Source organism: Cellulomonas humilata (assembly GCF_030814415.1).
GTDB classification, from domain to species: domain Bacteria; phylum Actinomycetota; class Actinomycetes; order Actinomycetales; family Cellulomonadaceae; genus Cellulomonas; species Cellulomonas humilata_A.
On record NZ_JAUSVB010000002.1, the window covers coordinates 1,085,036 to 1,100,335 of the forward strand.

14 protein-coding genes are annotated in these 15,300 nt (G+C 72.8%); 10 read left to right on the forward strand and 4 right to left on the reverse strand.

Translation table 11 applies throughout. The features are described from left to right. Positions 1-102 precede the first annotated feature (102 nt). The gene (locus tag J2X26_RS10950; protein ID WP_307492168.1) at positions 103-2,049 is read right to left on the reverse strand and encodes a DUF349 domain-containing protein; all 1,947 of its coding nucleotides are present in this window, start codon (positions 2,047-2,049) and stop codon (positions 103-105) included. Beyond that, complete coding sequence (locus tag J2X26_RS10955) at positions 2,046-2,813, reverse strand: peptidylprolyl isomerase (protein WP_307492170.1); 768 nt, start codon at positions 2,811-2,813, stop codon at positions 2,046-2,048. The genes J2X26_RS10950 and J2X26_RS10955 overlap by 4 nt, the downstream gene beginning before the upstream one ends. Before the next feature lie 162 nt (positions 2,814-2,975). Between J2X26_RS10955 and J2X26_RS10960 the strand changes: the two genes are divergently transcribed. From J2X26_RS10960 to J2X26_RS10985, 6 genes are all read left to right on the forward strand, one after another. After that, on the forward strand, positions 2,976-3,692 hold the full coding sequence (locus J2X26_RS10960; RefSeq protein WP_307492172.1) for an MBL fold metallo-hydrolase: 717 nt from the start codon (positions 2,976-2,978) through the stop codon (positions 3,690-3,692). A gap of 31 nt (positions 3,693-3,723) precedes the next feature. Further along, positions 3,724-5,085 carry a histidine--tRNA ligase gene (gene hisS, locus J2X26_RS10965; RefSeq protein ID WP_307492174.1) on the forward strand — a complete coding sequence of 454 codons (1,362 nt, stop codon included), beginning with the start codon at positions 3,724-3,726 and terminating at the stop codon, positions 5,083-5,085. A 31-nt stretch (positions 5,086-5,116) separates the two neighbouring features. Further along, complete coding sequence (locus J2X26_RS10970) at positions 5,117-6,190, forward strand: Rv2578c family radical SAM protein (protein ID WP_307492176.1); 1,074 nt, start codon at positions 5,117-5,119, stop codon at positions 6,188-6,190. 96 nt (positions 6,191-6,286) lie between these two features. Further along, positions 6,287-6,934, forward strand: a complete 648-nt coding sequence (locus J2X26_RS10975) for a hypothetical protein (protein ID WP_307492178.1) — start codon at positions 6,287-6,289, stop codon at positions 6,932-6,934. A gap of 53 nt (positions 6,935-6,987) precedes the next feature. Further along, positions 6,988-8,757 (forward strand): aspartate--tRNA ligase, encoded by a 1,770-nt coding sequence (gene aspS / locus J2X26_RS10980; protein ID WP_307492180.1) that lies wholly within the window; start codon positions 6,988-6,990, stop codon positions 8,755-8,757. Continuing rightward, positions 8,757-9,512: a GNAT family N-acetyltransferase gene (locus J2X26_RS10985; protein WP_307492182.1), complete on the forward strand. Its 756-nt coding sequence runs from the start codon at positions 8,757-8,759 to the stop codon at positions 9,510-9,512. Before aspS ends, J2X26_RS10985 begins: the two co-directional genes overlap by 1 nt. 21 nt (positions 9,513-9,533) lie before the next feature. Here J2X26_RS10985 and J2X26_RS10990 read toward each other — a convergent pair whose 3' ends face one another. Both J2X26_RS10990 and J2X26_RS10995 read right to left on the reverse strand, forming a co-directional pair. Then, positions 9,534-9,869, reverse strand: a complete 336-nt coding sequence (locus J2X26_RS10990; RefSeq protein ID WP_307492184.1) for a hypothetical protein — start codon at positions 9,867-9,869, stop codon at positions 9,534-9,536. Position 9,870: 1 nt separating this feature from the next. Then, positions 9,871-12,114, reverse strand: a complete 2,244-nt coding sequence (locus J2X26_RS10995; RefSeq protein ID WP_307492186.1) for an MMPL family transporter — start codon at positions 12,112-12,114, stop codon at positions 9,871-9,873. Positions 12,115-12,220: 106 nt separating this feature from the next. On the opposite strand from J2X26_RS10995, the gene J2X26_RS11000 reads away from it, so the two are divergent. The 4 genes from J2X26_RS11000 (at position 12,221) to J2X26_RS11015 (ending at position 15,256) form a co-directional block, all read left to right on the forward strand. Continuing rightward, entirely contained in the window at positions 12,221-13,591 is a 1,371-nt protein-coding gene (locus tag J2X26_RS11000; RefSeq protein WP_307492188.1) for a replication-associated recombination protein A, read from the forward strand. A gap of 199 nt (positions 13,592-13,790) precedes the next feature. Beyond that, positions 13,791-14,417, forward strand: a complete 627-nt coding sequence (rpsD, locus tag J2X26_RS11005; RefSeq protein WP_055914361.1) for a 30S ribosomal protein S4 — start codon at positions 13,791-13,793, stop codon at positions 14,415-14,417. Between the two features lie 111 nt (positions 14,418-14,528). Next, on the forward strand, positions 14,529-14,897 hold the full coding sequence (locus tag J2X26_RS11010) for a DUF948 domain-containing protein (RefSeq protein ID WP_056027388.1): 369 nt from the start codon (positions 14,529-14,531) through the stop codon (positions 14,895-14,897). Next, complete coding sequence (locus tag J2X26_RS11015; protein ID WP_307492191.1) at positions 14,897-15,256, forward strand: hypothetical protein; 360 nt, start codon at positions 14,897-14,899, stop codon at positions 15,254-15,256. The genes J2X26_RS11010 and J2X26_RS11015 overlap by 1 nt, the downstream gene beginning before the upstream one ends. Positions 15,257-15,300: the final 44 nt, after the last annotated feature.

Below are 15,300 nucleotides of genomic sequence, written 5' to 3' on the forward strand. Positions count from 1 at the left end.
GGCGGCCGAACGCTCGTCCGAGGGGCGTCGGGGAAGATCTGTGGACGAACGAGGCCCCCGCCCCACAGAGGGGCGAGGGCCTCGGACGTGCGAGGACGGCTGTCAGCCGCGTGCGTCCTGCGCGGCTCGCTGCACCTGCTCGAGCCACGCACGACGAGCGTCGAGCGCAGCCTGCGCGTCGGCGATCTTTCGGGCGTCGCCCGCGGCCTTGGCGCGGTCGAGGTCGGCCTCGAGTCCCGCGATCGCCTGCTCCAGCTGCGCCGCTGCCCCCTCGGCACGTGCACGAGTCTCGGGGTTGGTGCGCTTCCACTGGGCCTGGTCGGTGTCGCGGACAGCAGTCTCGACGGCCCGCAGGCGCCCCTCGACGCGCTGGACATCCGCGCGCGGGACCTTGCCGGCGGCCTCCCAGCGGTCCTGGATCCGGTGCAGCGCCGACTTGGCAGCCGACAGGTCGGTCACCGGCAGGAGCGCCTCAGCCTCGACGAGCAGCGCCTCCTTGACCTCGAGGTTGGCGCGGAACTCCTCGTCGGTCGCGGCCGACTGGGCGTCACGCGCCGCGAAGAACGCATCCTGAGCCGCGCGGAAGCGGGCCCACAGGGCGTCGTCGTCGGCCCGGCTGGCACGCCCGGCGGCCTTCCACTGCGCCATCAGGTCGCGGAACACCCCCGCGGTGGCGCCCCAGTCGGTGCTCGACTGGAGACGCTCCGCCTCGGTCACGAGGTTCTCCTTGACCTGCTTGGCCGACGCGTTGCGCGACTCCAGCTCGGCGAAGAAGTGACGACGCTCGCGGTCGAACGTGGTGCGCGCGTGGCTGAACCGCTTCCAGAGCGACTCCTCTGTCGGGCGGTCGAGACGCGGTCCCGTGCGCTGCGCTTCCTTCCACTGGTCGAGCAGCAGGCGCAGCTGCTCGCCCGCCGGCCGCCACTGGATGCGCGACGGGTCGGTCGACGCGATCTTCTCGGCCTGCTCGACGATCTCGGTCCGGGCGAGGACCGCGGCCTCACGCGCCGCGGCGCGCTCGGCCTCGGCCACGGCCCGACGTTCCGCGGCGGTCGTGCGCAGTGCGTCGAGACGTGCTCGCAGCCCGTCGAGGTCACCGACCGCGGCCGGCTCGGCGACCTCGTCGGTGAGGCGGGCCAGGGTCTGGTCGATCTCCTTGACGGACAGGTCCGTCGCGGCGAGGCGGGCCTCGAACAGCGTGACCTTGGCCTGCAGGTCGAGGAAGCGGCGCACGTACAGTGCGAGCGCCTCCTCGGTCGTCGCGCCCGGGTACTGGCCGACGACGCGCTCACCGGCGGCCTCGCGGACCGAGACGTTGCCCTCCTCGTCGACGCTGCCGAACGTCGCGGCGTGGGCTGCCTCGGCGGCGTCCTGCGGCGGTGCGACCGGCGCGGCCGGGGCGGCTGCGTCGATCGCCGTCGGCGCGGGGTGCGCCGGCGGGTGCGGGACCGGGCGGGGGCGCGGGACCGGGCGGGCGGACGGCGGCGTCGGCACAGGCGCCGCGACCGCGGCAGGCTCTGCCTCGGCGGCCACGTCGGCGGCAGCGGGCTCCGCCTCGGCTGCGACATCGGGCTCGGCAGCTGCTGCGGGCTCAGGCTCAGCGACGGCGGCGGGCTCGAGCTCGGCTGCGGCCTCGGGCTCGGCAGCTGCGGCGGGCTCGGCAGCTGCGGCGGGCTCGGCAGCTGCGGCAGCGGCCGGCTCGGGCTCGGCTGCGGGCTCGGGATCCGCGGGCGTCTCCGTCGCGGCGTCGTCGGCGACAACCTCGTCGGTCACGGCCTCCTCGGTGACGGCCTCCTCGGTGACGGCGTCGTCAGCCGCGGCGTCGACGGTCGCGACCTCCTCGGCCGGAGCGTCGACGGGCTCCGCGGCAGCCGATGCCTCCGCCTCCGAGCTGTCCTCGGGTGTGTCGACCGGGGGAGCGTCCTCCGTGACCGTCTCGGCAGCCGCGGCGTCGACCTCGTCGGGCACCGCGGGTGCCTCGGGCTGCTCGGCGTCTGCTGCCGGCACGGAGTCGTCGGGCACAGGTCCGGACGTCGGGGTCTGCGTCACTGGATGTTCACTCCCTCGATGATGACGTCGGACACCGGGACCTCGGTCCCTTCGATGGTGCCCGCGTCGGCGATGGCCTGCAGCACGTCCATACCGGACGTGACGCGGCCGAACACGGTGTAGCCACCCGCAGAGTCTGCGGGAATAGTCGAGTCCTCGTAGACCAGGAAGAACTGGCTGCCCATGGAGCTGCCGTCGTTGCCGGTCCGTGCCATGGCGATCGTCCCCGCCGGGTACACCCCGTCGGCCGGGGCGTTCTCGATCGGGCCCCACGTGTAGCCGGGGCCACCCGTGCCGCCCGTGGTGGGGTCGGCGGTGCCGAGGGCCGTCGGGTCGCCGCACTGGAGGACGAAGATGCCCTCCTGCGTCAGCCGGTGGCACTTCGTCGTGTCGAAGTAGCCCTCACCGGCGAGCGTGACGAAGTTGGCGACGGCCTGCGGCGCGCCGGCGCCGTCGAGCTCGATGCCGAGGTCGCCCTGCGTCAGGGCGATGTCGCCTGTCCAGGTGCGGTTCTGCGCGAGCGACGGGTCCGGGACCTCCGCCGCGTTGGCGGGCACGGAGGTCGAGGGGGAGGGCGTCGCGGCAGGGTCGCCGTCGTCCGTGAGAGCGATCGCGGCGACGACACCGGTGGCGAGCACGAGGGCAGCGACGATGCTGCCCGCGATCACGCGCTGGCGATGGCGGCGGGCGCGCGCCTTCGTCTGGCGCTCCTGCCACTTCTCGTACCGGCGGCGCTCGTACTCACGCTCGCTCTTGGTGGACACGCACACGCTCCTCGCGTCGTCGTGCGGTGCGGCAGGTCGTCCGCCAGCCGCACTGCATGTAGGGGACCCGGGACAGTCTAGGCAAGGCTTGGCGACGGGCCACCAGCAGCACCCTCGTGCGACATCACAGTCCGGACACGCCGGGCGGCTACCGTGCCTTCCATGCAGGTCATCACGGTCGTGTCCGCGGTCTTCGGGGCTCGGTGCTCCGTCCTCGTCGACGACGACGGGTCGTGCGTCGTCATCGACGCCGGAGCCGGGGTCGCGGACGACGTCCTGGCGCTCGTCGAGGAGCGTCACCTGCGGCCGGCGGCGGTGCTGGCCACGCACGGCCACGTCGACCACACGTGGGACGCCGGCCCCCTGTCGGACGCGCTCGGCGTGCCGGTCGTCCTGCACGCCGCGGACGTGTACCGGCTCGCGGACCCCTTCGGCACGCTCGGGCTGCTCGGGTCGGCCGGGCGTCCGTCGCACGACCCGTCCGGGCCGCTGGCGCAGGCGATCGCCGCGACGGGGATCGACCCCGCGCGCTATGTGGCGCCGCAGCGCGTCGAGCCGTTCGGGGCCGTCGACGACGTCCGCTCCGCCGACACGGTGCTCGAGCTCGGCAGCCTGCGCATCGTCGCCCGGCACGCACCGGGGCACACGGAGGGGTCGACGCTGTACCTGCTCGGGTCGCTGGCCTTCACGGGGGACGTCCTGTTCGCGGGCTCGATCGGCCGCACCGACCTGCCGGGCGGTCACGACGCGACGATGCAGAGGACCCTGCGCGAGGTCGTCGCGACCCTCCCGCCCGAGACTGTCGTCGTCCCGGGGCACGGACCCACCACCGACATCGCGACCGAGCTCGTCCACAACCCTTACCTCGCGCGTCTCTGACACCCCGGCCGGTCTGGAAGGATCGGGCCCCATGGCGCGACCGACCCCCCTGTCCGGATTCCCCGAATGGCTGCCCGAAGGCCGCCTCGTCGAGCAGCACGTCCTCGACGTCCTGCGCCGCACCTTCGAGCTGCACGGGTTCGTGGGCATCGAGACCCGCGCCGTCGAGCCGCTGGACCAGCTGCTGCGCAAGGGGGAGACGTCCAAGGAGGTCTACGTGCTGGGGCGTCTGCAGGCGGAGGCCGGCGCCGCGCCGGACCGAGCCGGCACCTTGGGCCTGCACTTCGACCTCACCGTGCCGTTCGCGCGCTACGTGCTCGAGAACGCCGGTCACCTCGCGTTCCCGTTCCGCCGCTACCAGATCCAGAAGGCGTGGCGGGGTGAGCGACCCCAGGACGGGCGGTTCCGCGAGTTCGTGCAGGCCGACATCGACGTCGTCGGCGCCGGGACGCTGCCGTACCACTACGAGGTCGAGCTCCCGTTGGTCATGGCCGAGGCGCTCGGCGCGCTGCGCGACATCGGCGTGCCACCAGTGCGTGTCCTGGTGAACAACCGCAAGGTCGCCGAGGGCTTCTACCGCGGGATCGGGCTGACCGACGTCGACGCGGTGCTGCGGAGCATCGACAAGCTGGACAAGATCGGCGCGGACGCGGTCGCCGGGCTGCTCGTCGCCGAGGCGGGGGCGTCCGACGTCCAGGCGCGTGCGTGCCTCGAGCTCGCCGCGATCAGCGGGTCTGACGAGTCCGTCATCGACCACGTCCGAACGCTCGCCGTCGACCACGGCGCGGCGCACGAGCTCCTGGACGAGGGGCTCGAGGAGCTGGGGGCGCTCATCCGGGCGGCGGCGCTCCGGGCGCCCGGTGTCGTCGTGGCCGACCTCAAGATCGCGCGCGGGCTCGACTACTACACGGGATCCGTCTACGAGACCGTGCTCGTCGGGCACGAGCAGCTCGGGTCGATCTGCTCCGGTGGGCGCTACGACACACTGGCCTCGGACGGTGCCAACACCTACCCCGGGGTCGGGCTGTCCATCGGTGTCTCCCGGCTGGTGTCCCGCCTGATCAGCCGCGGCCTCGTCACCACCACGAGGTCGGTGCCCAGCGCGGTGCTGGTGGCTGTCAGCAACGAGGACGACCGGGGCCGCTCCGACGCCGTCGCAGCCGCGCTGCGGTCGAGGGGCATCCCGGTCGAGGTCGCGCCGTCCGCTGCGAAGTTCGGCAAGCAGATCCGGCACGCCGACCGGCGGGGGATCCCGTTCGTGTGGTTCGTGGGGGAGGACGAGCAGGCGGCCGACCAGGTGAAGGACATCCGCTCGGGCGAGCAGGTCGAGGCCGACGCCGGGACGTGGACCCCGGACGACTCGGACCTCTGGCCGCGCGTCGTGCCTGCTTGACACCCATTCGAACACATGTTCGCATGGGTGCATGCGATGGGACGCGCAGAAGCTGGGAACCGACGACGCAACGGCGCTGCCGGGTCTGACGCTGGCGGGGCTCCAGCGGAGCGTGCGCACCCCGGAGTTCGCCGGCGTGACCTTTCACGAGGTCACCTGCAAGAGTGCGCTGAACAAGGTGCCGGAAGCGTCGCGGATGCCGTTCCGCTGGACGGTGAACCCGACGAGGGGCTGCCTCCATGCATGCACCTACTGCTTTGCCCGGCCGACGCACGAGTACCTGGAGCTGGACGCCGGGCGGGACTTCGAGACCCAGATCATCGTCAAGACGAACGTCGTCGACGTGCTGCGGGCCGAGCTCGCGCGACCGTCGTGGGCGCGGGATCACGTCGCGCTCGGCACCAACACCGACCCGTACCAACGGGTCGAGGGCCGGTACGCGTTCATGCCGGGGATCATCGAGGCGCTCGCCCACAGCGGCACGCCGCTGTCGATCCTGACCAAGGGCACGCTGCTGCGGCGTGACCTACCGCTCCTCGCGGCGGTTGCGCGCACCGTCCCGGTCGGGATCGGGGTCTCGCTGGCGATCCGGGACGAGGCGCTGCAGCAGGCCGTCGAGCCCGGCACACCCAAGCCCCGGGCACGACTGGACCTGATCCGGGCGGTGCGTGAGGCCGGGCTGCCGTGCGGGGTGATGGTCGCCCCTGTCCTGCCGTGGCTGACCGACGACCGCACGCATCTCGACTCCCTCCTGCGCGACCTTGCCGACGCCGGGGCGACCGGGGTGACTGTGCTTCCGCTGCACCTGCGCGGACCGGTGAAGCCGTTGTTCCTCGCCTGGCTCCGCGAGCACGCGCCCGCGCTCGTGTCTCGCTACGAGGACCTGTACGGACGAGGTGCGTACGCGCCGCGCGAGTACGTGCGATGGCTCGACGAGCGGGTTCGTCCGCTTCTCGTCCGGCACGGCTTCGCCGACCGGGCGGGCCACCGTGCCGGGCGGTACGAGACACCCGGGGAGGGCACGTATCCCGCAGGGAGCCTCGCGTCGTCGGGGTTGTCGGCGCTCGAGCCGACGGTCGCGGCGGCACAGCCGGTCCTCTTCTGACCCGCTCAGGGTGCTGGACGCCGGAGGGCGTGGTGTCGTTGCCCTGCACAGCGGGCTGCCACCGGCGACTCCATCCGACACGAGGTGACACGACAGATGACGACCGCCGCACCTGATCGCTTCACCTTCGACGGGCACATCGCCGGGTTCGGCACCACGGAGGGCACGCGGATCGTCGTAGGGCGGTGGCGGACCTCGCCGCTCGGTTCGTTCACCGACGTGATGGTCGAGCGCGCCGACGGGCTGCGCGTGCTGCTGGCCCCCCGCGACGACGTCGCGGACCTCGTGGCCGGCACCTACGCGTTCGACGCGGTGCACGTGGTGCCGGTCGGGCTGCAGGCGGACGAGGGGCGACGCCGCTGGCGCCTGCGCGCCGGCCCGCTGACGGCGGACCTCGCGATCGGGTCCCGCACGCGCATCGGCCGCCTGCTGGTGATGGTGCCGCGCCACGACGCGGTCGGACCGCTCGTGGCCAGCGCCGCCGATCCCGTCGCGCGCCTGTTCCTCGACGAGGTCCGGACCCGCGGCACTGCCGGTCAGGGCAGGCGCGAGTGGTACGTCGCCAGCGACCAGCACGCGATCACCGCCGTCCGAGCTCTCTGGGGGTCGGCCGACCTCGGCGCCCTCGCGCCCGTCACACCCCCGGTGCGGTTCGGGTTCTCCTCGGTGCCGACGGCGCCGACCGTGACCCGCGTGCGGACGATCATCGACATGCCGGCGGGGCGCACGCGGCCCGGGCACTAAGATCGTGCGGGCGTCCGCTGGGCGCTCCCACCCCCGACCCCGAAGGACCTTCCGTGCTCCGCACCCACACGGCCGGCTCGCTGCGAGCCGAGCACATCGGTACCACCGTCACCCTCACGGGCTGGGTGGACCGGCGTCGCGATCACGGTGGGGTCGCGTTCGTGGACCTGCGGGACGCCTCGGGCATCGCCCAGGTCGTCATTCGCGACGAGGCCGTCGCGCACGGGCTGCGGGCGGAGTACGTGCTGCAGGTGACGGGCGAGGTGGGTCGTCGGCCCGCCGGCAACGAGAACCCGAACCTGGCCACCGGCGAGGTCGAGCTCGTCGCCGCCCAGGTCGTCGTGCTCAACGAGTCCGAGCCGCTGCCGTTCCAGGTCTCGTCGTCCCTCGACGAGACCGTGGGCGAGGAGGCGCGCCTCAAGTACCGCTACCTGGACCTGCGTCGGCCCGCCCCGGCCCGGGCGATGCGCCTGCGCGCCAAGGCGAACCAGGCCGCGCGGCGGGTCCTCGACGCACAGGACTTCGTCGAGGTCGAGACCCCGACCCTGACGCGCTCGACGCCCGAGGGCGCCCGCGACTTCCTCGTGCCAGCGCGCCTGTCGCCGGGCTCCTGGTACGCGCTCCCGCAGTCGCCGCAGCTGTTCAAGCAGCTGCTCATGGTCGGCGGGCTCGAGCGGTACTACCAGATCGCCCGGTGCTACCGGGACGAGGACTTCCGCGCCGACCGTCAGCCGGAGTTCACGCAGCTCGACGTCGAGATGAGCTTCGTCGAGCAGGACGACGTCATCGCGCTCGGCGAGCAGATCCTCGTCGCCCTCTGGGACCTCATCGGGGTGACCGTCCCGACGCCGATCCCGCGCATCACGTTCGCCGAGTCCATGGCGCGCTACGGCAACGACAAGCCCGACCTGCGGTTCGGGCTCGAGCTGGTCGAGCTCACGTCGTACTTCTCGGAGACGCCGTTCCGCGTCTTCCAGGCGCCCTACGTCGGCGCCGTCGTGCAGCCCGGTGGCGGCTCGACGCCTCGGCGCGGGTTCGACGCGTGGCAGGAGTGGGCCAAGCAGCGCGGTGCCAAGGGCCTCGCGTACGTCACGGTCGGCGAGGACGGCGAGCTCGGCGGCCCGGTGGCCAAGAACCTCTCGGAGTCCGAGCGCGCCGGTCTGGTGGCCGCGGTCGGCGCGAGCCCCGGTGACGCGGTGTTCTTCGCGGCCGGCCCGGTCAACGACGCCCGCGCGCTGCTGGGTGCGGCCCGTCTCGAGATCGGTCGCCGCGGCGGTCTGATCGACGAGAACGAGTGGAAGTTCGTCTGGGTGGTCGACGCCCCGCTGTTCAAGCCCACCGGCGAGGACGACGACGTGGCGGTCGGCGGGGGTGCCTGGACCGCGGTGCACCACGCGTTCACGTCCCCGACGCCGGAGTGGATCGACACGTTCGAGCAGGACCCGGGCGCGGCGCTGGCCTACGCGTACGACATCGTCTGCAACGGCAACGAGATCGGCGGCGGCTCCATCCGTATCCACCGCCGGGACGTGCAGGAGCGCGTGTTCGACGTCATGGGCATCGGACCGGACGAGGCGCAGGAGAAGTTCGGCTTCCTGCTCAACGCCTTCCAGTTCGGCGCGCCGCCGCACGGCGGGATCGCGTTCGGCTGGGACCGGATCCTGGCCCTGCTGACGGGCTCGGAGTCGATCCGCGACGTCATCGCCTTCCCGAAGTCGGGCGGCGGGTTCGACCCGCTCACCGCGGCGCCGGCAGCGATCACGCCCGAGCAGCGGCGAGAGGCCGGCGTGGACGCCAAGCCGAAGGCCGCACCCGAGGCCTGATGGCGGACGTGCTCGAGGTGCTCCCGCCGCGGTGGCGGGAGCACCGGATGATCCTGGGCGACCGCGTCCGCTGGGACGCGGTCGAGGTGCTCGGTGACGACGACGGCGTGGTGCTGCTGATCGGCGGACCTCGCCCGAGCGTGCTCGGGCTCGGCGACCCGGCGACCGCGGACCGGCTCGTCGCCGGGACGGACCTCGGCCCGGCCCGCTGGATGAGCGTGCCGCGCGGCTGCCGACCGCGGCCCGAGACGCTCTCGCGGCTGGACCTGGTCCCGTTCTCGACCTGGGACTGGCTCTCGACCGACGCAGAGCCGCCGCACGTCGCGGGGGAGGAGAATGTCCGCCGACTCGACCCCGTGGCCGACGCGGACGCCATCCGTGCCTGCCTGCGCGAGGCGAACCCGGAGACGTCCGCCGACCCGGCCGGCCCTGACGAGCTCGGCTGGTGGGGCGTGCACCGGGACGGGGTGCTGTCTGGCGTGATCGGGGCGGCAGCGCGCGGCGCCGTCGGCGACGGCCGGTCGTGGCACGTCCACGGTCTGGGCGTCCTGCCAACCCTCAGGCGGACCGGAGCGGGCACGGCTCTGACGGCGGCCCTCACCCGCGCAGCCTTCTCCGGCGGTGCCTCGTGGGTGTCGTTGGGCATGTACGCGCAGAACGACGACGCTCGCCGGATCTACCGACGTCTGGGCTTTCGGACCGACGCCGAGATGACGTCGTTCTCCCCGGCAGGGGCGGCGCGCCCGCCAGCCTGACGAACGTTGGCGGTACGTCGGCTACCAGCGGCGCGGGGGAGCCGGTGCATCTGGACCGGCGAAGGAGGCGTGCGGCGACGGAGGCACGTCGTTCGCGTAGGGCAGGACCGGCGTCGACTCCCGCGGCCGGGCGTCGAGCGCCCAGCGCCAGAGCCAGGGGAGCGCGACGAGGAGGGCTACGGTCCAGAACGCCTGGACCACCCACGCCATCGCGAGCCCCGGGTCGGGCTGCGCCCGCACGAGGACGAGCGTCAGGGCGAGCGCGGCGTCGAGGAGCGTCAGCGCCGAGACGACGACCAGGCGCAGGGCGAACGTGCCGCGGCTCGTCCCGGTCGACGTGTGCAGCCGGTGGCTCATGTCAGTGGGTGATCGCGATGCGGGCGTAGAGGCGCCGGAGGAACGGTGGTGCCCACCAGTTCGCGCGGCCGAGCAGGGTCATGGTCGCCGGGACGAGCAGCATCCGCACCAGGGTCGCGTCGATCAGCACGGCGACGGCCAGCGAGAAGCCGACCTCCTTGATCACCAGCAGCTCACCGGCCACGAAGCCGGCGAACACCACGATGACGATGAGCGCCGCCGAGGTGATGATCCGGCCCGACCGCTGGAGCCCGAGCCGCACCGCACGGTCGTTCGGCGCGCCCTGGTCGACCAGCTCCTTGATCCGGGACAGCAGGAAGACCTCGTAGTCCATCGCCAGCCCGAACCCGAAGGCGATCACGAGGGCGATGACGTACGTCTCGATGCCGCCTGTGGGCGTGAAGTTCAGCAGGCCGGACAGGTGGCCGTCCTGGAACACCCAGACGAGCACGCCCAGCGACGCGGCCAGCGAGATCACGTTGGTGAGCAGCGCCTTGACCGGCACGACGACCGACCCGGTCATGAGGAACAGCAGGACGAGGCACGCGACGGCGACGATCCCGATCGCCCACGGCGCTCGTTCCACGACGGCGGCGGTGAAGTCGATCTGGGACGCCGCCTGACCGGTCACCCAGGTGGGGAACGGGGCGTCGAGGGCGCGGATCTGGTGGACGACGTCCCGGGCCACGGCGTCGCCTGGGTCGTCGGTGTCGGGCCGGACCCCGATCACCACGTAGGAGTCCACCGGGGACGGCGGGTCGACGGACGCGACACCGTCGAGGTCCTCCAGGGTCGCGGCCCACGCCGTCGCCTCGTCGAGCGAGGTCTGCGCGACGACGGTGATCGCCGGGGTCGAGGCGGCGGGGTAGTCGCGGGCGAGCGTGTCGACGAACTCACGCTGCGCGCTGCCCGCCGGCAGGAGCTCGGTGGTCGAGTTGCGCAGCTCGAGGTGCGCCAGCGGGAGCGCGAGGATGCCGAGCACCGCGAGGCAGGCGAGCAGGACGGTCCACGGACGGCGCTGCACCCGGGTGGCGAGGCGGGAGAAGATCCCTTCCTCGGTCTGCACGTCGGCGGTCCGCGCGAGGATGCCGCGGAGCCCGGGGATGCGCGCGAGGATGCTCGGCCGGATCATGCGCCGTCCGGCGAGCACCAGGAGGGCGGGGACGAGCGTGAGTGCGGTCGCGACCGCCACCACGATGACCGCGACACCGGCCGCGCCGAACGCCCGCAGGATCGGCGGCTGGAAGACGAGCAGCCCGGCGATCGAGATGGCGACGATGAGCGCGGAGAACGTCACGGTGCGGCCGGCGGTCGCCATGGTGCGCTCGATGGCCGTGAGGACGGCACCGTCGCCGCGCCGCCGTCTGCTCCCGGCGCCCCCGTCGTCGTCGACCAGGTGGTGCAGCTCCTCGCGGAACCTCGACACCATCAGCAGGCCCCAGTCGATCGAGAGCCCGAGGCCGAGCACGGTCACGATGTTGACGACGGACGAGTCGAGGTCGAGCACGTAGGAGAAGCCCAGGAGTGCGGCGAGGCCGCCGGCGATCGACGCGACCGCACCGACCATCGGCATCCCGGCAGCCAGGAAGCCGCCGAAGACGAGGATCATGATGAGCAGCGCGATCGGCAGGGCGATGGTCTCGCCGGTGCGCAGGTCCGTCTCCACCTGCTCCGTGATCGCCTCGACGATCAGGGTGGTCCCCCCGACGATGCCGGTCACGCCAGGTGCGGCGGTCTCGAGGTCCGCCGGGATAGCGAGCAGGCGCGTCTCGACCTCGTCGAGTGCCTCCTCCTGCTCCGCCGCGGACAGGTCCGGTGCGAGCTCGACGACCACGAGGAACCCGTCGCCGTCCTGGGCGACGAGCGGCGCGGCGGCCGGGTTGGCGGCGCCGTCCGGGAGCGCTAGCGGGTCGATCACGGAGACGACGCCGTCGATGGCGACGAGGTCGTCCCGGGCCGGCGCCAGGGCCGTCGCCACGTCGGGATCGGCCGGGTCGACGCCGTCGAGGACGAGGGTCAGCGACGGACCGCTGTCGTCCGCCTCGTCGAGGATGGCGAACGCCTCCGAGCTCTCCGACCCGGGAACGCCGGGAGCACCCGTGCTCAGCCGGTCGAACAGGTTCTCCCCGTGCACGCCGAGGACGGCCAGCCCGTAGCCGAGCACGGCGAAGATCAGCCACGCCACGACGGTGAGGCGGGGATGGTGGGCGACTGCGCGACCTACTCGGGCGAACACGCGGGTCATCGTCGCAGGTGGAACGGGCGTCTCGCACACGTTGTCACCCGGTGGCGCGTCGGGGTGTGGTCGCCGGACCGCGTCGGACGTCGGTGCGTCTGCGTACCCTGCCCGCATGGACCTGTTCGATGCTGTGACGTCGACGGCCTCGGGGCTGCCCGCGGTCGGGGCCGGCGCACCGCTCGCCGTCCGCATGCGGCCGCGGGACCTGAGCGAGGTCGCCGGCCAGGAGCACCTGCTCGTCGGGGGCTCGCCGCTGCGCCGGCTGGTCGAGCCGGCCAACGAGGCGGCACGCCGGGCCGCGCCCACCTCGGTCGTCCTGTGGGGACCGCCCGGCACGGGCAAGACCACGCTCGCCTACCTGATCGCCGCCACGTCCGGACGCCGGTTCGTCGAGCTGTCGGCGGTCACGGCGGGCGTCAAGGACGTGCGGGCCGTGATCGAGGACGCGCGCCGCCGGCTGGCCACGGACGGCACCGAGACCGTCTTGTTCATCGACGAGGTGCACCGGTTCACCAAGGCCCAGCAGGACGCCCTGCTGCCCAGTGTCGAGAACCGCTGGGTGACGCTGGTCGCGGCCACCACGGAGAACCCGTCGTTCTCGGTGAACTCCCCGCTGCTGTCGCGCTCGCTCCTCCTCACGCTGCAGCCGCTGGACACGGACGACGTCCGGCGCCTGGTCCGCCGCGCCGTGGAGGACGAGCGCGGGCTCGACGGCTCGATCGCGCTGACCGAGGACGCGGAGGAGCACCTGCTCCGCCTGGCGGGCGGGGACGCGCGCAAGGCGCTGACCATCCTGGAGGCTGCCGCCGGCTCCGCGCTCTCGGAGGACGGCGCGGTCCCACCGGTCCCGGTGGACCTCGCGACCATGGAGCGGGCCATCGACGTCGCAGCCGTCCGCTACGACCGGGACGGCGACCAGCACTACGACGTCATCAGTGCGTTCATCAAGTCCGTGCGGGGTTCCGACGTGGACGCGTCGCTGCACTACCTCGCGCGGATGATCGCGGCGGGGGAGGACCCGCGGTTCATCGCCCGCCGGATCGTGATCTCGGCGGCGGAGGACGTCGGGATGGCGGACCCCAGCGCGCTGCAGACCGCGGTCGCCGCCGCGCAGGCGGTGGCGCTGATCGGCATGCCGGAGGCCCGCATCATCCTCGCGGAGGCCGTGGTGCACCTGGCGACCGCGCCGAAGTCGAACGCGGCGTACCTCGGCATCGACCGCGCGCTGGCCGACGTGCGCGCGGGCCGCATCGGCTCCGTCCCGGCGCACCTGCGCGACGCGCACTACGCGGGCGCCAAGGTGCTGGGCCACGGGCAGTCGTACGTGTACGCGCACGACGAGCCGCACGCGGTCGCCGCGCAGCAGTACCTACCCGACGAGCTCGCGGGGACGCGCTACTACGAGCCGAGCGACCGCGGCTACGAGCGTCAGGTCACCGAACGGCTCGACCGCATCCGCGCGATCCTCGACGACGGGCAGTGATTCGGGGATACCGGCCGGCGCAGGGTAGAGTGTCGAGGTCGTCCGCGGGACGGGTGTGCTTGCACGCCCTCGGCACGGACGGCCACCTGGGGCCTTAGCCAGCGTCGAGAACAGACGCGACGCATCCACGGTCGGCCCCACGCCCGGCGGAACATCTCCGCTTCCGGGTGTGACGTCTACAACGACAGGAAGTAACTCTGTGAGCAGCGTGACCCGCTCGCGTCGCCAGGTGCGCCTTTCCCGCGCCCTCGGCCTCGCGCTGACGCCCAAGGCCGTCAAGCACTTCGAGAAGCGGCCGTACCCCCCCGGCGAGCACGGCCGTGCGCGTCGTCGCACCGAGTCGGACTACGCGGTCCGTCTCCGTGAGAAGCAGCGTCTGCGCGCCCAGTACGCGCTGCGCGAGAAGCAGATGGCTCGTGCGTACGAGGACGCCCGCAAGGCCCCGGGCCTGACCGGTGAGGCGCTCGTCGAGAACCTCGAGACCCGCCTGGACGCCCTCGTCCTGCGCTCGGGCTTCGCCCGCACCATCCTGCAGGCCCGCCAGGTCGTCGTGCACCGTCACATGCTCGTCGACGGCAAGATCGTGGACCGTCCCTCCTTCCGCGTGAAGCCGGGTCAGACGCTCCAGGTCAAGCCGAAGAGCCAGGCGACCGTGCCGTTCCAGGTCGCCGCCGCCGGTGCGCACCGCGACGTCCTCCCGAACGTCCCGGGCTACCTGGACGTGCAGCTCGAGAAGCTCAGCTCCGTCCTGGTGCGAGCCCCGAAGCGCGCGGAGATCCCCGTGACGTGCGAGGTCCAGCTGGTCGTCGAGTACTACGCCCGCTGATCTGATCGCCACCCGGACGCCCCGCCGCGCACCTGCGCTGCGGGGCGTCCGTGCGTTCGGGGCGGGTAGGGTTTCCGCGGGGTCGAGGACCCCAGGACCAGGAGGCTGGACATGTCGGTGGGTGACGTCGCGGGACTGATCGCCGCGCTCGCGTTCGTACTGCTCGTGGGCTTCTTGGCGGTGCCGCTCATCAAGCTCGGGCGGGTGCTCGACGAGACCCGGACCTCGGTCAAGGAGATCACCGACCACACGGTCCCGGTGCTCGACGAGACCGCGACCCTCGTCGCGTCGTCGAACACCCAGCTGGAGAACATCGACACCGTCACGACGGCCGCGGCACAGGTCTCGGAGAACGTCTCGGCGCTCACGTCCCTCTTCGCTGCCACCGTCGGTGGACCCATGATCAAGGCAGCCGCCTTCTCGTACGGCGTGCGCACCGCGCTGTCGGGTCTCGCGGCGAGCGCGCGCCGGAGCCGATGATGGGCCGCCGGCTCACCTGGCTCGCGATCGGGGTGGTCCTGACGGTCGTCGTGGTCCGCAAGGGGCGCTCGGTCGTCGACACCTACCTGCCCGCCGGGACGACGGACGCGATCGACGGTGCCCAGCGCGTGTCGCACGCCCTCGCCACGCTCCGGTCGGACTTCCTCGCGGCGATGGCCGAGCGCGAGCAGGAGCTGCGTCACGACCTGGTCGGCGACGTCGACGTCGACGCGTTGCGCGCCGAGCGTCCCGAGCGGGTCGCGAACCTGCGGCGCGCCTGGACCTCACGACACGGCGAGGACTGGGCCGGCGCCCCCACCGAGGACCCCGACGACGACGACGGCTACACCTTCTTCTAGGCACCACCCGTACCGGCACCACCCGATCACCACAGATGGACGAC

Coding starts and splice junctions, on each gene's coding strand:
- J2X26_RS10970 (WP_307492176.1), top strand. CDS start 5,117: ATGCGATGGGACGCGCAGAAGCTGGGAACCGACGACGCAACGGCGCTG.
- J2X26_RS11010 (WP_056027388.1), top strand. CDS start 14,529: ATGTCGGTGGGTGACGTCGCGGGACTGATCGCCGCGCTCGCGTTCGTA.
- hisS (WP_307492174.1), top strand. CDS start 3,724: ATGGCGCGACCGACCCCCCTGTCCGGATTCCCCGAATGGCTGCCCGAA.
- J2X26_RS10960 (WP_307492172.1), top strand. CDS start 2,976: ATGCAGGTCATCACGGTCGTGTCCGCGGTCTTCGGGGCTCGGTGCTCC.
- J2X26_RS11015 (WP_307492191.1), top strand. CDS start 14,897: ATGGGCCGCCGGCTCACCTGGCTCGCGATCGGGGTGGTCCTGACGGTC.
- J2X26_RS10985 (WP_307492182.1), top strand. CDS start 8,757: ATGGCGGACGTGCTCGAGGTGCTCCCGCCGCGGTGGCGGGAGCACCGG.
- J2X26_RS11000 (WP_307492188.1), top strand. CDS start 12,221: ATGGACCTGTTCGATGCTGTGACGTCGACGGCCTCGGGGCTGCCCGCG.
- J2X26_RS10990 (WP_307492184.1), bottom strand. CDS start 9,869: ATGAGCCACCGGCTGCACACGTCGACCGGGACGAGCCGCGGCACGTTC.
- J2X26_RS10995 (WP_307492186.1), bottom strand. CDS start 12,114: ATGACCCGCGTGTTCGCCCGAGTAGGTCGCGCAGTCGCCCACCATCCC.
- J2X26_RS10975 (WP_307492178.1), top strand. CDS start 6,287: ATGACGACCGCCGCACCTGATCGCTTCACCTTCGACGGGCACATCGCC.